Raw genomic sequence first — 14,897 nt, 5'->3', positions numbered from 1 at the left:
TCATTCTTTCTCTGAGAGCAATAATGAACGCGCCTTCCCTGCATCTGGTACAAACTTTTGTCGCGGTGGTTGAACATCACAGTTTTGCCCGGGCGGCCAGCGCGCTGGGCATTACGCCATCTTCCGTCAGTCGTTTTATTAAAACACTGGAACAGGAGCTCGGCACAACGCTGCTGAACCGGACCACCCGGGCCATGTCGCTGACAGAAACCGGCAAGCGATATTACGGCGAATGCCATCAGGCGCTGTTGCAGCTCAATAACGCTGCCGGAAGGGTGCGTGATGAACAGACACTTCCCTATGGCGTACTGGTCGTGAGTGCGCCAGTTGCTTTCGGTCATACGCACATCGTGCCTTATCTGAGTGAGTTTCTGGCGAGCTGTCCGCAGGTGCAGTTAGATCTGCGTTTGAGCGATGGCTATGCCGATCTGGTTTCGGAGGGCATCATGCTGGCCTTTCGAATCGGGCGCATGAAGGATTCTTCCCTGATCGCCCATAAGATGCTGGATAACCGGCGGATCCTGGTGGCGGCGCCTGCCTATCTGGAAAAACGCGGCAGTCCTGCGACCTTAGAAGATCTCAATCAGCATGAGTGCATTGTCTCCTCCGCCAGTCAGGATGGCGTGCTATGGCGCGTATTTTCGAACGCAGAAGAACGCACACTGGCACCAAAAGGCTCGGTCAAAGTTGATAATGCCGATGCCGCGCGACGGTTATGTATTGATGGTCAGGGTATCGCTTTTCATTCCGCCGTCACCATGGCGGCGGCGATTGCCGCAGGGGATCTGGTGCAGATATTGCCGCAATGGACAGGGCGGGAAACCGGTGTTTATTGTGTGCGCCCCAGCCGGCGTACCGGTCCGGCGGCGAAAGCGCTTCTCGATTTTTTGGCCGCGCGCTGGCAGCGAAAATGACGATCGGGTGATATCCGTTATACTTACCGGATACGCATAAGCGGAGGCGGCTATGAATTTAGATCTTTTTGATCACCCCGATTTTCATTCCAACTGGCGTGAGGATCTTTGCCCCGGCGCGGTGGTTTTGCGCGGTGCGGCGCTGGAGGATGACGTAAGGCTGCTGGCGGAAATTGACCGGATCGCCGGGCTGGTGCCGTTTCAGTATCGTGCAACGCCGGGCGGTTATGCGATGTCGGTGGCGATGACCAACTGCGGGGATTTTGGCTGGGTGACCGACAAAGCCGGTTACCGTTATCAGGCCACCTCGCCGGAAAATCAGCAGCAGTGGCCTGCAATGCCCGCATTGTTTCGCGCCATCGCCGTGAAGGCGGCACAAGAGGCGGGCTTCCCCGGTTTTGATCCCGATGCGTGTCTCATCAACCGGTATCAGCCGGGGGCGAAAATGAGCCTGCATCAGGATAAAGATGAGCATGATTTCGGGCAGCCGATAGTCTCCGTCTCGCTCGGATTACCGGCGGTTTTTCAGTTCGGCGGGATGGAGCGCAGCGACAAAACACAGCGTGTTCAGCTTACGCACGGCGATATCGTGGTGTGGGGCGGCCCATCGCGGCTGCGCTATCACGGCGTTTTGCCACTGAAAGCGGGAGAGCATCCGCTGACCGGATCGTATCGGTTTAACCTGACGTTCCGAAAAGCCAGTTAACGCAGTGAAAAGGCTGTAAAGCGCAGGACTTTGTCCTCATTCTGCTTTACACTGCCGCCCTGCAAAATAGACATCTTGAACGAATAATTAGGCGGTAAGCGATGAACGGCGTAATCACAACCTGGTTTGAAGATAAAGGTTTCGGTTTTATCAAAGATGAAAACGGCGATAACCGTTATTTCCACGTGATTAAAGTCGCAAACCCGGATCTGATTAAGAAAGACGCGGTAGTTACCTTTGAGCCGACCACCAATAACAAGGGCCTGTCTGCCTTTGCGGTGAAAGTCGAGCCAGAGAGCAAATACATCTTTATTGCCGGTGAGCGCATTAAAATCACCAGCATCAAATCCTTCCTTGCGTTCAGCGAAGAAGTGCCGGCAGATTCTCAGATCGACAAAGAGAACGCCGTGCTGTCCGTGGGCCTGCTAATGAACCGCATCCGCCCGCAGGAAGAAGAGAAAAAAGCGGCCACGCGCACGCTGAAAAAACTGGCGATCACCACCTTCCAGAACACCACCCACGTGTTCTCTGAAGATGAAATTGACGTCGATGCCACCATGAAAATCCTCAAAGGCCTGTAAGCCTTTCGGCCGGTGCGTTCCCCGCGCACCGGTTCTGTTCCCCCTTCTTTAATACGTCACCGTCACCAGTACCGTATCGCTGTAATTTCCGGCGGGCACGTTCGCCTGCGTGGCATTTACCGTTGCGGTATACGGAATGCTTTGTGATAAACCGGTCCCCGTCGCTCCGGTATCGTTCGCATTCGTCCACACCGTCGCATCGGATTTGAGTAACTGGTATTGCAGATAGCTGGTCACCGAGTTGACCGTCGATGACATCTGCCGGTACGAACCGTTGCTGGTGTTGCTGCTCTTAAGGTTAACGCTGTACGTCGCGCCGAGCGTGCAGCGGACGCTCAGTGAGTTAGAGGTGACAGAGGCGAAGCCTGCCGGGAATGCAGCCGGGCCGAAATTGACGTTGGGGGCGCTGTCGATATAGCAATAGTTGGTGACCACCAGCGAAACGGCGATGGCAGTATTGGCGGTGCCATCGGTGTATACGCACAACCCGAGCGCGCCGACAAAACAGATATGGTATGCCCAGCTGATGTTGATGGTATCGCTGTAAGTCCCGGCCTGCAGGTTGGAGCCGGTGGAGGTTTTCAGATACAGCGGCAGGCTGCCGTCGCTGGCGTTGAATAACCCCAGCAGGCCAAGCAGCGTGGTGCTGCTCCAGGTGGTCGAGGCGCCGACGTTAACCGGCGTCGCGCAGGCGCTGTCCTGACAAATAATGTAGGGCAGATACTGTTTACTGGTGCCGTTATACAGTCTTGCGGATGTGCCAGAAGCATTAGCCGTCGAGGCTATATTCGCCGTTACCGTATTGGTGCTGAGCAACGAAAGCACGCTGCCGGTGCACACAAAACCGCTGGTGGCCGTCACCAGTTCGGCGGTGGTGCCGACGGTGAACGAGTTGTTGGAAGCAAAAGTGCCTGCGCCAGAAGAGCTGGTACAGGCGGCCTGAGCGGCCTGAATGCTGAAAAGCAGCATGCCTGACATCAGCACTCTGACCGTCCATCTACGGATTCTGTTCATTGTTCTCTCCTGATACCGGGCCGTTGCGGCAAACCAGCGGGCCGACCTGCTCGATGCTGTGACTGTTCACGTTGAGGTCAAAGCCAATCCGGCAAACTGAGCCATCTTCCTGACGGATGCTCAACATGTTTTTCGCTGCCAGATTGCTGAAATACGCCAGCCCGCCGTAACCGACGACGGTGGTTTGCTGGCTGTTTTGTTCGGTAACCAGCGTGCCGACTTTCAGCGGCTGGCCCTCGCCGTTATGCAGCGTGATATTGGCCGACAGGACTTTTTTCACTCTGAATTCGACGACCACGCCGCTGCTCTGGCGCACGGAAACGTTGTCGGTGACGCGGGTCGCCACCACGTCAGCCGGTAAAGGCAGAGTGTCGATATCCACTTTTGCCGGATAATACGAACTGACCGTCGGGATCAGCAGGTGGCCGTTTTTATCGGTATTTCCCTGTTTTTGATTCTCATACATCACCGGCACGCCCGCGTAATTGCCGGTATCGACGACAATAAAGGCATCGTTGATTTTGTCCGACAGGAAGAAGTCATTAGCCATGAACACCACCGATCCGCTGAGATCTGCCCAGTTAGTGTATTTACCGGTTTCGCCATACAGCCCGCCTTCCAGCGTGGCGTAACGGGTTTTCCACGTCGCATCGGCCTGCTGATACGGATCCCGACCGCCGGTATAAGCCAGATTCCAGCCCAGCCCGCCGTCGGTAGGCGCGGTTTTACTGGCGCTGAGCTGCTCCTGATAATTGCCCGCGCTGTCGCGCTGCATCCCAGCGGTGACGCTGGCACCCGAATCGAGCGGCACGATGAACTGCAACTGCGCGCTGTAACCGCTGTCGCTCAGCGTTTTGTTCACCGACAGGAACATGCTGCTTTGCCCCCACAGCGAGCGGCTGTAGGAAAGATTGAGCAATCGCGTATGGCTGCGGTCGTAGGCTTCGACGTCGTAATACCCGATGCCTACCGTACCGTTGGACGGGCCAAACGGCGAGGTGCTGAAGGTGACCTGATCGGCCTGACGGCTGAGGCGGGTGTCGCTGGTGTAAGACGTCAGATCCTGAAAGCCGGGGCTGCGGGTGGAGCGCAGCGCCGAAAGGCTGAAGCGGGTGGAATAGTAGGAATACCCGACCGTGTACTGATTGCCACTTTTTTGGTCAGTGTCACCGTCGGCATTGGGCGACGCGCTGATCATCCCGTTATTGTTCGGCACCCCGCTGAGGTTGAGGTGGGTGCTGTTGTTGTCGGTATCGAGTTCGCCGCTGTCCGTCGGCGCACGACTGGCGCGGCTCTGGCTGCCGGAAACGCTGATTGTTCCCCAATGCCCGACCGCCATATCGGCACCAATGCCGCCGAGCGCCAGCCCCTGCGTCGCTTCGCCGTGCGAGGAGAGCGTCAGATAATTATTGATGCCGTATCGGTATATGCCACTGAACGCGGCGTCGGAATAATCCCCGCTGGTGATACCGTAATTTTGCCGCACTGCCCCCAGTGACATGTCGAAATCACTCAGCCCCTTGCGCAGCAGGGTGTTCGACACATAAAACGGAACACTGGTGGAAACCTGACGGCCCAGGGCGTCGGTGGTCACGACGGTCGCTTCCCCGGCACCGTTGATGTACGGCACGTTGGTCAGCGTAAAGGGGCCTGAATTGAGGTTGTTGCTGCTGGCTTTGTAGCCGTTGAGGAACAGATCCACCGTGGTCGGTACCGCCGCCGTGCCGCTGTATTGCAGCAGCGGATAGGTCACCAGATCCGGCCGCACGCTGAAGTTACGGCTGATACGTAAACCGGCCATGCGCGCCGAATTGCTCCAGGTCAGCGAGTTACTGACGAAATCCCCTACCTGATAACTGATCAGCCGTTGTTCATCGTTATACCGCCAGTAGGTGTCGTAGCGCAGATAACCGTCCTGCGCGCCGCCGCCGTCATTCCCGCTGTTATCCATGTTGTCACGCCAGGTGCCGGTATTGGTCAGAATGCCGACGCTGCTGAATAAGCGTTGTTCCAGATAGGTGGCGACCGAGCGCGGCCCGTCGTGCGGATCGGTGTAATAGGCGTCGTAGTTGAACAGTAAACCGGTGCTGCTTTGCGCGGGCGTGTAGCCGATCAGGTTATCGCCGCTGACGTCCTGCTTCGGCAACCAGTCATCCGGTACCTGAATGATCATCTGCTGAAGGGCGGCGTTGTAGGTGGCTTTCACGCCGGGCAGCGCGGAGACGTTCACCAGCCCCTGCTGCTGACCGTTGGTGTGCACATGGTTTTTCACCAGTACGCCCGATTCCACAAAGTAGGCGCCGCTGCGCCAGATGACAGGCACCACCTGATTATCGGTCTGGCCGTTTACCACCAGCGTCAGATAATAGGTGGCGTCCATCACCACTGGCGCGGCGCGTGGCGCATCCGGCAGTGCGCCGTACTCCTCAGCCTGAACCAGCAACGGAAATACTGACATGCCGGTGCTGCCTGCGTAAATCAGGCACAGGTTGAAGGAGAGTCTGCATGACAGCTTCAGGCGTCGTGATGACATCGCTTACGCCCCGGCCTTATTCGCCGCGCGGGATCACGATGGGTTGGGTGTTATCCGCAATTTGCGCGTTGAGCTGTCCGCCGGGGATCACCCCCGCCGGTACCGGCCAGCGCATTTCCTGCCCCGGCAGCACGTATCCCATAAACCCGCTGACCATGGTTTTGACGCCCTGTTTATTATTGCCATTCGCCGACCAGAATACGTTGCTCAGGCGTGCGTGAACGGTGCCGGTATTTCTGATTTTCAGCAGCATTTTGCCGCCTTCTGTATCCACGCTCCATTTGAGCACCGGCCTGGTCGCCGAAGCCGGATCGCGTTTCACATCGGTACGGTCGTTGGTCCATATGCCTTCGCCATCGAGAAATAACGGCAGCAGATAACGCATCTGCAATTGCAGACCGACCACGGCTTTGGACTGGCCTTCCGGGGAGGCATTCAGTGACGATGGGATTTCATCAATAATGATGCGAAACGACTTTTCAGTTTTGGGCGGGACCGGGGTATTGCGAATCAGGCGGATCAGCTGGCGCTGGCCGGGGGCCACGGTAGCAAACGGCGGGCTGGCGACGACCTGGGTTTGATCGGCATAGCGTTCATTAAAATTCTCCTGCTTCCACGCCATCACGCGTATTTGCAAAGACACCGGATCCGCTCCGCGATTTTCCAGCCACAGGGCGGAGCCGTTCTGGTCGGCCTCGATTATCTGATATACCGGCCAGACCAGCACCGAACTGGCGGCAAAAACCTGTCCGCTCGCGCACAGCGCGCACACCATAATCAGACGGGTAATAACGCGTAAAAAAGTGACAGTCATAGTTCACATCCTGATGATTCAATAAGTTAATGTCACGGTCACCGTGTCGGTGTAAGTGCCCGCTGTGGGTGACGTCGTGAAGGAAAACAACCGGGCATAGACCGGGTAAGTTTGTGTTGTGGCCGGAAAGCTGCTGACGGTCATCGCCAGCGCAGCCGTTCCCCACACCTTGGTATGCGCTGAATCCTGATAAAGCTGATAAGCCAGCGTGGCGGTAGCACCGCTGTTGGCCATGTAACGTTGTGTCGCCGAACCACCGTGGGTGCCGTAGTCCATGGCAATCGCCACCGTCGCGCCGGGCGTGCAGGTCACGACGACGGAACCCGCGCCGGAGGTACTGACCACATCGACATTGGTGGGAACGAAAGCGAAAGATCCAAAGTTGATGGTGCCAAGGCTGGTGACCGGGCTGCTGAGGGATGTACCAAAGGCGCAACCGTTGGTGATGGTAGCGTTGACGGTAAAGCTGCTCGTGGCGGTGGCTGCCAGCAAGACAGGGGAAAAGAGGAATGACAACGAAGCCAGCAGGAAGAGGGCGCATTCAGACATTTTGCGGCTCCCGCTACCAGCTGACGGTAACATTGACCGTGTCCGTATACACACCGGCGGCGGGTGTCGTTTGCATCGGCACCCGGCCATACACCGGATACCACTGATCCGCGCCGGAACCCGTGCCGCTAACGCCGGTGATGTTGTCCCAAATCGTGGTGCGCGGCGCGCTGGTATAGAGGTTATAGCCCACCGTTAATGCGCTGTTGGTCGTGTTAGCCATCTTACGGGCTGCCACGCTGCCCGCAGTACCGCCGTCCATCAGGATTTTGTAGCTCAGCCCGTTGACGCAGTTCACGCGAATCGACCCCGCCAGCTGGGCGCTGGTGACGTTGATAGCATTGGACAGGGTGGCGTAGTTACCAAAATTGAGCGTACCGAACGTGGTGTTGCTGCCCACCGTTGTGCCCGCCGTACAGGCAGGCAGCAGCGTCGCGGTTATCCCCAGCGTCGCACAATACGCAGACGGGATAGCCGCCTGACATAGCAGCACAATCAGGGCTGGCAACAACGGTACTTTGATGTCCATGACCATTCCTTCCTTGACTGACCCTCTTTCCAACCGTCAGGACTTTTCAGTCCTGACGTGTCAGAGAATTACCAGGCAAGGGTGGCGACGACCGTATCGTTGTAAGTTCCCGCAGCCGGTGTAGTACTGGTCTGGTCAGCAGGCAGTACGCGACCATAAATCGGAATGTTTTGCGCAGTGGTGCCCGTCCCGAGGGTGATCGGCGTGTTGATCGCGATTTCGGTGGTACGTGCGGTGTCTGAATAGAGACGATAAGGGATGCTGTTGCCGCTGGAGGTCATGGTACGCAAACCGCCGGCTGCGGCGAGGCCGCCGTTAAGTGAGAGGGTCGGGCTCAGACCGGTACTACACGTGACGGTCACCGCGCTGGTGCCGTTGGCGCCAAGCACTGTTCCGTTGATTACGCTGGTTAAATCCGCGTAATTACCAAAGTTCAAAGTACCCCACTGGTTAGTCCCGCCGGTGGCGGTGCCGTTACCGACGGTACAACCGGTGCTGATGGTCAACTGAACGCCCACTTGCCCTGTTAATGTCCCGGCTGCCTGTGCGCCTGCGGTCAGTGTTAACGTTGCCGCGGCCAGAACAGCCAGTAATAAAGAATTTTTTTCGCCCATGATGACTCCCAATACCTGCTTACACTGGTGTGCATTCATGCCATCGCTTCGCAACGGCATGTGGAAATCCTCTGGTGGTCATAAAGCAATCAAAGCAGCTAAAAAAACAATTACCGGCGACAAAACAGGCGGGATTCGTGTTTCTCACAAACCTGGAAAAGATCCCTGACCCAAACAACATGATGAAATCGGCCGTTAAGGTTAAATATAAGTTAATAAATTTACCTTAAGGAGATCTTTACGTGATTTTGTAGAATAAGGATAAAAACACCATAAAAACAAAATTAGTGAATTTTTATCCCGATAAAATGACATTTTTTATATTTAATGATTAGCGTTCCTCATGTGACAGGTGAGGTTTTTTAACCATTTTTTGAGTAGTGTTATAGGTTTATGATAATCATCTTTATCAGACGGAGGCTGTGATGTTTTCTGACGCTGTGATTGACGATATGAACCGGCTGGCGCGATTTCTCTCTCTGGACCAGACCTCGGGAAAGGGCCCGTCGGGCCAGCCAACGCTGCTGATCCTGCTCGGAAACGCCATTTTACCCACCGCCGAAGCCGCATTTCAGGCGCTGATGCAGGGCAGGGTTTCACGTTTGCTGATCGCCGGAGGTATCGGCCATTCAACTGAGCTGTTGTATCACGCCGTGCAACAGCACCCGCGTTATCAGCACATTGCGACGGCTGGCCGCAGCGAAGCCGACGTGTTAGGAGATATCGGCGTGCAGTGTTTCGACTTGCTGCCAGAGCAAATGCTGCTGGAAACTGGCTCCACTAACTGCGGCGACAATGCCGTGCAGGCGCGGCGTGTGCTCGGGCAGGCGGGCGATGTATCTGCGCACATCTTGCTGACGCAGGATCCGCTGATGCAACTGCGTACCGACGCCAGTTTCCGTCACGTCTGGCGCGACCGGCCGGATATCACCTTCACCAGCTGGCCGGTGCTTATTCCGCAGCTTGAGCGGGACGGTGACGGGCTGCGGTTTGCCGGTTGCGATAATCAAAGCCTGTGGTCGCTGCCGCGTTTTGCCTCCTTGCTGCTGGGCGAAATTCCGCGTCTGCGCAATGCACCCGGCGGGTATGGCCCGCGCGGGGCGGGCTTTATTGCGAGTGTGGAAATACCGGCGGAGATTGAAGAAACCTATGCCCGGCTGCTACCGGTACTGGAAGCCGGTTACGGCGACAGATCGTTCTGACCGGCGGGCGCGGCCTCGCTTTCCTGTTGATTGCCTTTCAGCGCCAGCAACACCACCAGCGCCGAAAACAGCGTGATCGCCATCAGGCAGAGCAGTAGCGGATGCAGCGCTGCGGTATATAACTGCTGAAGCTGCGCCGTGCTGGCCTGCGGGATCAGCTGCTGCGCCACCGTCAGATTCCCGGTTGCCAGCCGCTGCGCTGCCTGACTGAGGTCGCCGGAGGTAAAATGCGCCGCCAGCGCGCTGTGGCTCAGTGAGGCAAGGATCGCGCCGACAATCGCCAGCGAAATTCCTTCACCGGCCACGCGGGTGGTGCTGAAAATCCCGGTCGCCATCCCCGCGCGTTCTTTCGGAACCACACTCACCGATAAGCCATCCATCAGCCCCCAAGGCAGGCCTGTGCCGAGGCCAATCAACAGCATTGGCGCGATCATCGCCGTCACGTTTTCTGCCAGAACCGCCTGACTCAGCCAGCCCAGCCCGGCGGCGGCAATCACCAGCCCCGTGGTACAGAGCACGCCTGCGGAGATCCAGCGCGTCAGCCACGCCGCCAGCAGCGGAACCACCAGCATCGGCACGGAAAGCGCCATCATCATGAGCCCGGCACGTTCCTCGCTCAGCCCTTTCACGCCGATAAACAGCATCGGCAGAATCACCAGCAGTACGACAAAGCAGAATCCGGTCGCCAGCGGCAGCGCCTGTACGCCGATAAAGCGCACGTAGCGGAACAGTGATAAATCCAGCATCGGCTGCCTCACGCGCAGTTCGACCCACACAAACATGCCCAGCAGCAGGGCGGCGCCAGCCAGCAGCGCCAGCACCTGCGGGCTTCGAAGACCGTACTGCGGAATGGCCATCAGCGCCCAGGTCAGCAGCGCCAGCATGGCGGTAAAAGACACCGTACCCGGCCAGTCGATACCGGACGCCTGCGGATTACGCGTCTCGCGCATTTTTGACGCGCCGGTGATAAGCGCCAGCACGGCAATTACCGTCGCGGAAAAGAACACCGCGCGCCAGCCGAAATGGGCGATCAGCGCGCCTGAGAGAAACGGCCCGAACGCCAGCCCGACGCCAAAACTGCTGCCCATCAGGCTGAACGCACGGGTGCGGGCTGCGCCGTCAAATTCCTGCGCCAGTGCGGCGGCACCTCCGGCCAGCGCGGCAGCGGCGGCGACACCCTGTGCGGCGCGCAGCAGATCAATCCACAGCAGACTGCTGCTAAACGCCTGCAACAGGGAAAGCAGTGCAAACAGTGAAACCCCGCCGATAAAGACTTTTTTACGGCCAATTTCATCGGCCAGCGCACCGGCGGCCATCAGGAAACAGCCGAACGTCAGCATGAAGGAATTCGTGACCCAGCTCAGCGCCTGCGCGCTGCCGCCGAGTTCGCGGGCGATGGCAGGCGTCGCCACCGCGCCGCTGACAAAATTCAGCGGCAGGATCACCGCCGCGATGCAAACCGTCACCAGAACCCTGAGACTGCCCGCCGGATGCATTGAGGATGTATTCATAAATGTGCCCCGTAGTGGTATATAGCAGTGATGATAAATTGTCGGTAATCTGGCGGAAACAGGCTTAAAGTCCGATGATTCAGGACTAAAACGCTCGAATGAGGGAGTGAGGAAAAATGGATAATCTCAACGGATTACTGGCATTTGTACGTGCGGCGCAAAACGAAAGTTTCGCCGGGGCAGCGGAGCGGATGGGGATTTCGGCGTCGGCGGTGGGGAAAAGCGTGGCGCGGCTGGAGGAAAAGCTCAGCGTGCGGCTGTTCAACCGCAGCACGCGGCGCATCAGCCTGACCGATGAAGGCCAGCTATTTTTCGAGCGCTGCCAGAACATTGTGGCGCAGCTGGAAGAGGCCGAGCAGGAGCTGGTGCGCATCTCCGCCGTGCCGCGCGGCAAATTGCGCATCACGGCACCGGCCATCGGTTACCGGATCCTGCTGCCACATCTGCCGGAATTCCGCCTGCGTTATCCGCAGGTGGAGCTGGATCTGGATTTCAGCGACCGGATGGTAGACGTGATCGATGAAGGGTTTGATATCGCTATCCGCAGCGGTGAGCTGATCAGTTCACAGATGATGTCCCGCCGTCTGGGGCCTTTTCGCTTTGCGATTGTCGGCAGCCCGCAGTACTTCGCGCAACATGCCGCACCGCAGATACCGGAACACCTGCAACATCACGCCTGCCTGCGTTACCGTTTTCCGGGCACCGGTCAGTGGCAGGAATGGGCAACCAACAGCCCGATCCCGCCGGAGCTGCCGCTGGCGCTGAGCAGCAATAATCTGGAATCCATTTTACAGGCAGCGTTGCAGGGGCTGGGGCTGGCATATGTGCCGGAGTTTATCGTGCGTCACTATGTGGCCTCCGGCGAACTGATCTCTGTGCTGGAGCCGCACCTGAAAGAGGGCGGCAAGTTCTCGGTGGTCTGGCCGAGCAGCCGCCATATGTTGCCAAAGGTGCGGGTATTTATCGATTTTCTGACGGAAAAACAGGTGCTGTGCTGATCACTGTTTATCCAGCCATTTGCCCATTTCCACCAGCGCCTGCTCCAGATTGGCGCGGCCAAAACCGATGCGCAGGAAATCTTCTGAGACCGGGTTCAGCTCTGAGGCGTAGGTGACGGACGGAATGACCATCACGCCCGCTTCCTCCACCAGTCTTGTGGCGAAGACTTCTGCACCTTCCGGCCCGGTATAGCGCGGGAACGCCAGTACACCGGCCTTTGGCACGGCGAGACGGAACCTGTCCGGATAGCGCGCCAGAAAAGCGGTGAGTGCCGCGAGCTGGCTGCGTGAGCGCTCCATCACCCGTTCGAGGATCGGCGCGCGGGCGTTGAGCGCAATCGTGGTCAGGAACTCGCCGGGCATGGAATTGCAGATCGACAGATACTGCTTCATGCGTTCAAGCTTTTGCATCCACGCGTCGTCCTGACAGGCCACCCAGCCGATGCGCAGACCGGGCAGTCCGTAAGCTTTCGAGGTGACATTGAGCGAAATGCCGCGCTCGTAAACGTCCGCCAGCTGCGGCAGGCGATCCGCCGGGTCAAACTCGGTCAGGCGATACACTTCGTCGGAGAAAATCCAGATCCCGCGTTCGCGGCACATCGCAATCAGTTCGTTCAGCTGCCCCCGCGAAATCAGTGCACCGGTCGGGTTATGCGGGAAATTAATCACCAGCACTTTGGTATTCGCTTGCAGCGCCGCACGGACTTTTGCCGTATCCAGCGCCCAGTCGTTATTCTCATCCAGCGCCACGCCGGTCACGTCGCAGCGCGACATCGGCACACTTTCCAGCGACTGATAATTTGGCGTGATCACCACCGCGTGATCGCCCGGTTCGAGCAGCATCTGGAAACTGGCGTAAATGGCCTCGTCGGCACCGGCAAAGCTGATGACCTGCTGTGGCGTTACCTGCCGGTAAGTGGCGGCGATGGCTTCGAGCAATTCCGGCGTACCACGCAGCGGCGGATAATCCAGCATCGTTTGCATAAACGGCGCGCGATGCTCTTTTCCCGCCAGTTCAAACAGCGTATCGATGCTCATCGATTCAGGGTAGGAAGAGGAAAGCGGAAAACGGACGGCGTGTTCCAGCCGTGAGAGATAGCTGATTAAACGAAAATCTTCAGGAAAAGACATGGCGTATCCGTAATAAAAGTGGCGAAATTAGCGGCGATGGCCCTGCGCAAAACGGCGTTCAAGGCGGCTTTGCAACAGCTCTAAGACAATCGACATAATCCAGTAAATCGCGGCGGCGGTGGCCAGCATTTCCATGTAGCGGTAGGTGCTGCGGCCATACGATTGCGCCAGGAAGTTGAGCTCCCACAGCCCCATCAGCGAGACCAGCGAGGAGTCTTTCAGCATTGAGATAAACATAGAACCGGCAGGCGGAATGATGATGCGCAGCGCCTGCGGGGCAGTGACGTGGACGGCCACCGTCCAGCGCGAGACGCCGAGTGCCAGCGCAGCTTCCTGCTGACCGCGCGGCACCGAGAGCACGCCGCTGCGGATGGTTTCAGCCAGATACGCACCGTAGTTCATCGACAGCGCGATAATGCCTGAGCTGAGCGCGCCAAGCACAATCCCGAACTGCGGCAGCGCCAGATAGATAATAAGCACCTGCACCAGCAGCGGCGTGCCGCGAAACAGCGAGGCGTAAAACGTCGCGCAGCCAAACGCCAGCGCGTTATTGGACATCCGCCCGAGTGCGGTAATCAGGCCGATCAGCAGGCAGAAAAACATCGAGCAGGCGGTGATCATGATGGTCAGCGCCGCGCCCTGAATAAAGCCGTCCGGCGACAGGCGCAGGCCGAGCAGGAACGGTAATTTCTGGCTGATGAGGCTCCAGTCCAGCCCCATCTTGCTGAAGGTGCCGATCAGCAGGCTGAGCAAAATCACCCACGTCAGCCCGGTTTTGAAAGTAAACGCGTGCGCACGATGCCAGGGTTCGGGCATTTCAACCTTCGGCTGGCTGTCCGGCATTTGTGGCATTACGGCACCTCGTGGGTAATGTCTTCGCCCAGCCAGTGCTGGGAAATTTTGGCCAGCGTCCCGTCGTCGCGCAGAGATTTAATGGTGTCAGCGATTTTCTTATCCCACTCGGCGTCGCCTTTATCGGTTGCGACCCAGTTCGGTTCGGCGTACAGCTCGGTGACAATTTTAAATACCGGCGCACGCTTGATACGCGCATTGGCAGTGGCTAAGTCGGAGACTACGCCGTCAAGACGCACGCCCGGCCCGAGCGCCAGATTCTGGAACGCCACTTCTTCATCGCTTGGAATGACCTGCACGTTATCAAACGGGAAGACGATCGGTTTGCTGCCGGGGATCACCAGCATTTTTTGCAGATACGTTTCGTAAGTCGAACCGATACCGACGCCAATCTTTTTGTTGCTCAGGTCAGCGGCGGATTTGATGCGGTCATCTTTCTTATTCACCACCAGCACTGCCGGGGAATTGTAATACGGCGTCGGGAAATCCAGCACTTTGGCGCGTTCGGTGTTTGGCGTCATCGAGCAAATACAGCTATCCCAGCGGCCCTGCCATTTGCCGCCGACGATGGTTTCCCAGCCCGGTGCGATCAGTTCGAGCTTCACGCCCATGCGCTGTGCAACGGCTTTTGCCACGTCGACGTCAAAACCGGCCAGCTGGTTATTGTCATCGATAAAACCAAATGGCGGATAATCGTTGACGATGGCATTGCGCAGGACGCCGGTTTTGGTGACGCGATCCAGCGTGGTGCCTGCAAAGGTGGCGGCAGAAAACAGCGTAGTGGCAAGGAGTGTCAGGGCAACAAACGAAGTGCGCATAAGCAAATCTTTCCTTAAACGTAACCAAAATGGGGAAATATTGTAAAAACCTACACTAAGTTTTAGACGTATAGAAGTCTAAAATCGCTGTTTTATGGCTTATAGTATTCTGTGCGGAAAATTCCACGGAT

At 57.5% G+C, this 14,897-nt stretch carries 16 protein-coding genes; 6 read left to right on the top strand and 10 right to left on the bottom strand.

Annotated features, from left to right (window positions below):
* Positions 1-23 precede the first annotated feature (23 nt).
* The 3 genes from AC0Z7K_RS14935 to AC0Z7K_RS14925 all read left to right on the top strand — a co-directional run bounded on the left by AC0Z7K_RS14935 (position 24) and on the right by AC0Z7K_RS14925 (position 2,201).
* The gene (locus AC0Z7K_RS14935) at positions 24-914 is read left to right on the top strand and encodes a LysR family transcriptional regulator (protein ID WP_485615034.1); all 891 of its coding nucleotides are present in this window, start codon (positions 24-26) and stop codon (positions 912-914) included.
* A 52-nt stretch (positions 915-966) separates the two neighbouring features.
* On the top strand, positions 967-1,620 hold the full coding sequence (gene alkB / locus AC0Z7K_RS14930) for a DNA oxidative demethylase AlkB (protein ID WP_485615033.1): 654 nt from the start codon (positions 967-969) through the stop codon (positions 1,618-1,620).
* Positions 1,621-1,721: 101 nt separating this feature from the next.
* Positions 1,722-2,201 (top strand): cold shock domain-containing protein, encoded by a 480-nt coding sequence (locus AC0Z7K_RS14925; protein WP_112164109.1) that lies wholly within the window; start codon positions 1,722-1,724, stop codon positions 2,199-2,201.
* 48 nt (positions 2,202-2,249) lie between these two features.
* Here AC0Z7K_RS14925 and AC0Z7K_RS14920 read toward each other — a convergent pair whose 3' ends face one another.
* The 6 genes from AC0Z7K_RS14920 to AC0Z7K_RS14895 form a co-directional block, all read right to left on the bottom strand.
* Positions 2,250-3,215 (bottom strand): Csu type fimbrial protein, encoded by a 966-nt coding sequence (locus tag AC0Z7K_RS14920; protein WP_485615032.1) that lies wholly within the window; start codon positions 3,213-3,215, stop codon positions 2,250-2,252.
* The gene (locus AC0Z7K_RS14915; RefSeq protein ID WP_485615080.1) at positions 3,199-5,673 is read right to left on the bottom strand and encodes a fimbria/pilus outer membrane usher protein; all 2,475 of its coding nucleotides are present in this window, start codon (positions 5,671-5,673) and stop codon (positions 3,199-3,201) included. Before AC0Z7K_RS14915 ends, AC0Z7K_RS14920 begins: the two co-directional genes overlap by 17 nt.
* Before the next feature lie 91 nt (positions 5,674-5,764).
* Positions 5,765-6,562 carry a fimbrial biogenesis chaperone gene (locus tag AC0Z7K_RS14910; protein ID WP_485615031.1) on the bottom strand — a complete coding sequence of 266 codons (798 nt, stop codon included), beginning with the start codon at positions 6,560-6,562 and terminating at the stop codon, positions 5,765-5,767.
* Between the two features lie 18 nt (positions 6,563-6,580).
* Positions 6,581-7,111 carry a Csu type fimbrial protein gene (locus AC0Z7K_RS14905; RefSeq protein WP_485615030.1) on the bottom strand — a complete coding sequence of 177 codons (531 nt, stop codon included), beginning with the start codon at positions 7,109-7,111 and terminating at the stop codon, positions 6,581-6,583.
* 13 nt (positions 7,112-7,124) lie between these two features.
* Positions 7,125-7,640 carry a Csu type fimbrial protein gene (locus tag AC0Z7K_RS14900; RefSeq protein ID WP_485615029.1) on the bottom strand — a complete coding sequence of 172 codons (516 nt, stop codon included), beginning with the start codon at positions 7,638-7,640 and terminating at the stop codon, positions 7,125-7,127.
* 68 nt (positions 7,641-7,708) lie between these two features.
* The gene (locus AC0Z7K_RS14895; protein ID WP_413527904.1) at positions 7,709-8,254 is read right to left on the bottom strand and encodes a Csu type fimbrial protein; all 546 of its coding nucleotides are present in this window, start codon (positions 8,252-8,254) and stop codon (positions 7,709-7,711) included.
* A 37-nt stretch (positions 8,255-8,291) separates the two neighbouring features.
* Between AC0Z7K_RS14895 and AC0Z7K_RS14890 the strand changes: the two genes are divergently transcribed.
* Together AC0Z7K_RS14890 and AC0Z7K_RS14885 are read left to right on the top strand one after the other, a co-directional pair.
* Entirely contained in the window at positions 8,292-8,423 is a 132-nt protein-coding gene (locus AC0Z7K_RS14890) for a hypothetical protein (protein ID WP_485615028.1), read from the top strand.
* A gap of 256 nt (positions 8,424-8,679) precedes the next feature.
* Entirely contained in the window at positions 8,680-9,456 is a 777-nt protein-coding gene (locus AC0Z7K_RS14885; protein WP_485615027.1) for a YdcF family protein, read from the top strand.
* Here AC0Z7K_RS14885 and AC0Z7K_RS14880 read toward each other — a convergent pair.
* Entirely contained in the window at positions 9,435-10,967 is a 1,533-nt protein-coding gene (locus AC0Z7K_RS14880; RefSeq protein ID WP_485615026.1) for an MFS transporter, read from the bottom strand. The genes AC0Z7K_RS14885 and AC0Z7K_RS14880 overlap by 22 nt on opposite strands.
* Before the next feature lie 116 nt (positions 10,968-11,083).
* Here AC0Z7K_RS14880 and AC0Z7K_RS14875 point away from each other — a divergent pair, with 116 nt between their 5' ends.
* On the top strand, positions 11,084-11,965 hold the full coding sequence (locus tag AC0Z7K_RS14875; protein ID WP_413527908.1) for a LysR family transcriptional regulator: 882 nt from the start codon (positions 11,084-11,086) through the stop codon (positions 11,963-11,965).
* On the opposite strand, the gene AC0Z7K_RS14870 is transcribed toward AC0Z7K_RS14875, so the two are convergent.
* The 3 genes from AC0Z7K_RS14870 to AC0Z7K_RS14860 are packed head-to-tail and all read right to left on the bottom strand — an operon-like array spanning position 11,966 to position 14,766.
* On the bottom strand, positions 11,966-13,096 hold the full coding sequence (locus AC0Z7K_RS14870; protein WP_485615025.1) for an aminotransferase class I/II-fold pyridoxal phosphate-dependent enzyme: 1,131 nt from the start codon (positions 13,094-13,096) through the stop codon (positions 11,966-11,968).
* Positions 13,097-13,123: 27 nt separating this feature from the next.
* The gene (locus tag AC0Z7K_RS14865) at positions 13,124-13,948 is read right to left on the bottom strand and encodes an amino acid ABC transporter permease (RefSeq protein ID WP_413527910.1); all 825 of its coding nucleotides are present in this window, start codon (positions 13,946-13,948) and stop codon (positions 13,124-13,126) included.
* Positions 13,948-14,766 carry a transporter substrate-binding domain-containing protein gene (locus AC0Z7K_RS14860; RefSeq protein WP_485615024.1) on the bottom strand — a complete coding sequence of 273 codons (819 nt, stop codon included), beginning with the start codon at positions 14,764-14,766 and terminating at the stop codon, positions 13,948-13,950. Before AC0Z7K_RS14860 ends, AC0Z7K_RS14865 begins: the two co-directional genes overlap by 1 nt.
* Between the last annotated feature and the right edge of the window lie 131 nt (positions 14,767-14,897).

The organism is Rahnella sp. 1L-D-7-B-C2 (assembly GCF_057290995.1).
The sequence above is the reverse complement of the archived record's forward strand: the minus strand, read 5'-3'. Positions and strand labels throughout refer to the sequence as shown.

Bases quoted from the DNA above. Each gene is read 5' to 3' on its own strand.
- AC0Z7K_RS14935 (WP_485615034.1), top strand. From the start codon at position 24: ATGAACGCGCCTTCCCTGCATCTGGTACAAACTTTTGTCGCGGTGGTT.
- alkB (WP_485615033.1), top strand. From the start codon at position 967: ATGAATTTAGATCTTTTTGATCACCCCGATTTTCATTCCAACTGGCGT.
- AC0Z7K_RS14925 (WP_112164109.1), top strand. From the start codon at position 1,722: ATGAACGGCGTAATCACAACCTGGTTTGAAGATAAAGGTTTCGGTTTT.
- AC0Z7K_RS14920 (WP_485615032.1), bottom strand. From the start codon at position 3,215: ATGAACAGAATCCGTAGATGGACGGTCAGAGTGCTGATGTCAGGCATG.
- AC0Z7K_RS14915 (WP_485615080.1), bottom strand. From the start codon at position 5,673: ATGTCAGTATTTCCGTTGCTGGTTCAGGCTGAGGAGTACGGCGCACTG.
- AC0Z7K_RS14910 (WP_485615031.1), bottom strand. From the start codon at position 6,562: ATGACTGTCACTTTTTTACGCGTTATTACCCGTCTGATTATGGTGTGC.
- AC0Z7K_RS14905 (WP_485615030.1), bottom strand. From the start codon at position 7,111: ATGTCTGAATGCGCCCTCTTCCTGCTGGCTTCGTTGTCATTCCTCTTT.
- AC0Z7K_RS14900 (WP_485615029.1), bottom strand. From the start codon at position 7,640: ATGGACATCAAAGTACCGTTGTTGCCAGCCCTGATTGTGCTGCTATGT.
- AC0Z7K_RS14895 (WP_413527904.1), bottom strand. From the start codon at position 8,254: ATGGGCGAAAAAAATTCTTTATTACTGGCTGTTCTGGCCGCGGCAACG.
- AC0Z7K_RS14890 (WP_485615028.1), top strand. From the start codon at position 8,292: ATGCCATCGCTTCGCAACGGCATGTGGAAATCCTCTGGTGGTCATAAA.
- AC0Z7K_RS14885 (WP_485615027.1), top strand. From the start codon at position 8,680: ATGTTTTCTGACGCTGTGATTGACGATATGAACCGGCTGGCGCGATTT.
- AC0Z7K_RS14880 (WP_485615026.1), bottom strand. From the start codon at position 10,967: ATGAATACATCCTCAATGCATCCGGCGGGCAGTCTCAGGGTTCTGGTG.
- AC0Z7K_RS14875 (WP_413527908.1), top strand. From the start codon at position 11,084: ATGGATAATCTCAACGGATTACTGGCATTTGTACGTGCGGCGCAAAAC.
- AC0Z7K_RS14870 (WP_485615025.1), bottom strand. From the start codon at position 13,096: ATGTCTTTTCCTGAAGATTTTCGTTTAATCAGCTATCTCTCACGGCTG.
- AC0Z7K_RS14865 (WP_413527910.1), bottom strand. From the start codon at position 13,948: ATGCCACAAATGCCGGACAGCCAGCCGAAGGTTGAAATGCCCGAACCC.
- AC0Z7K_RS14860 (WP_485615024.1), bottom strand. From the start codon at position 14,766: ATGCGCACTTCGTTTGTTGCCCTGACACTCCTTGCCACTACGCTGTTT.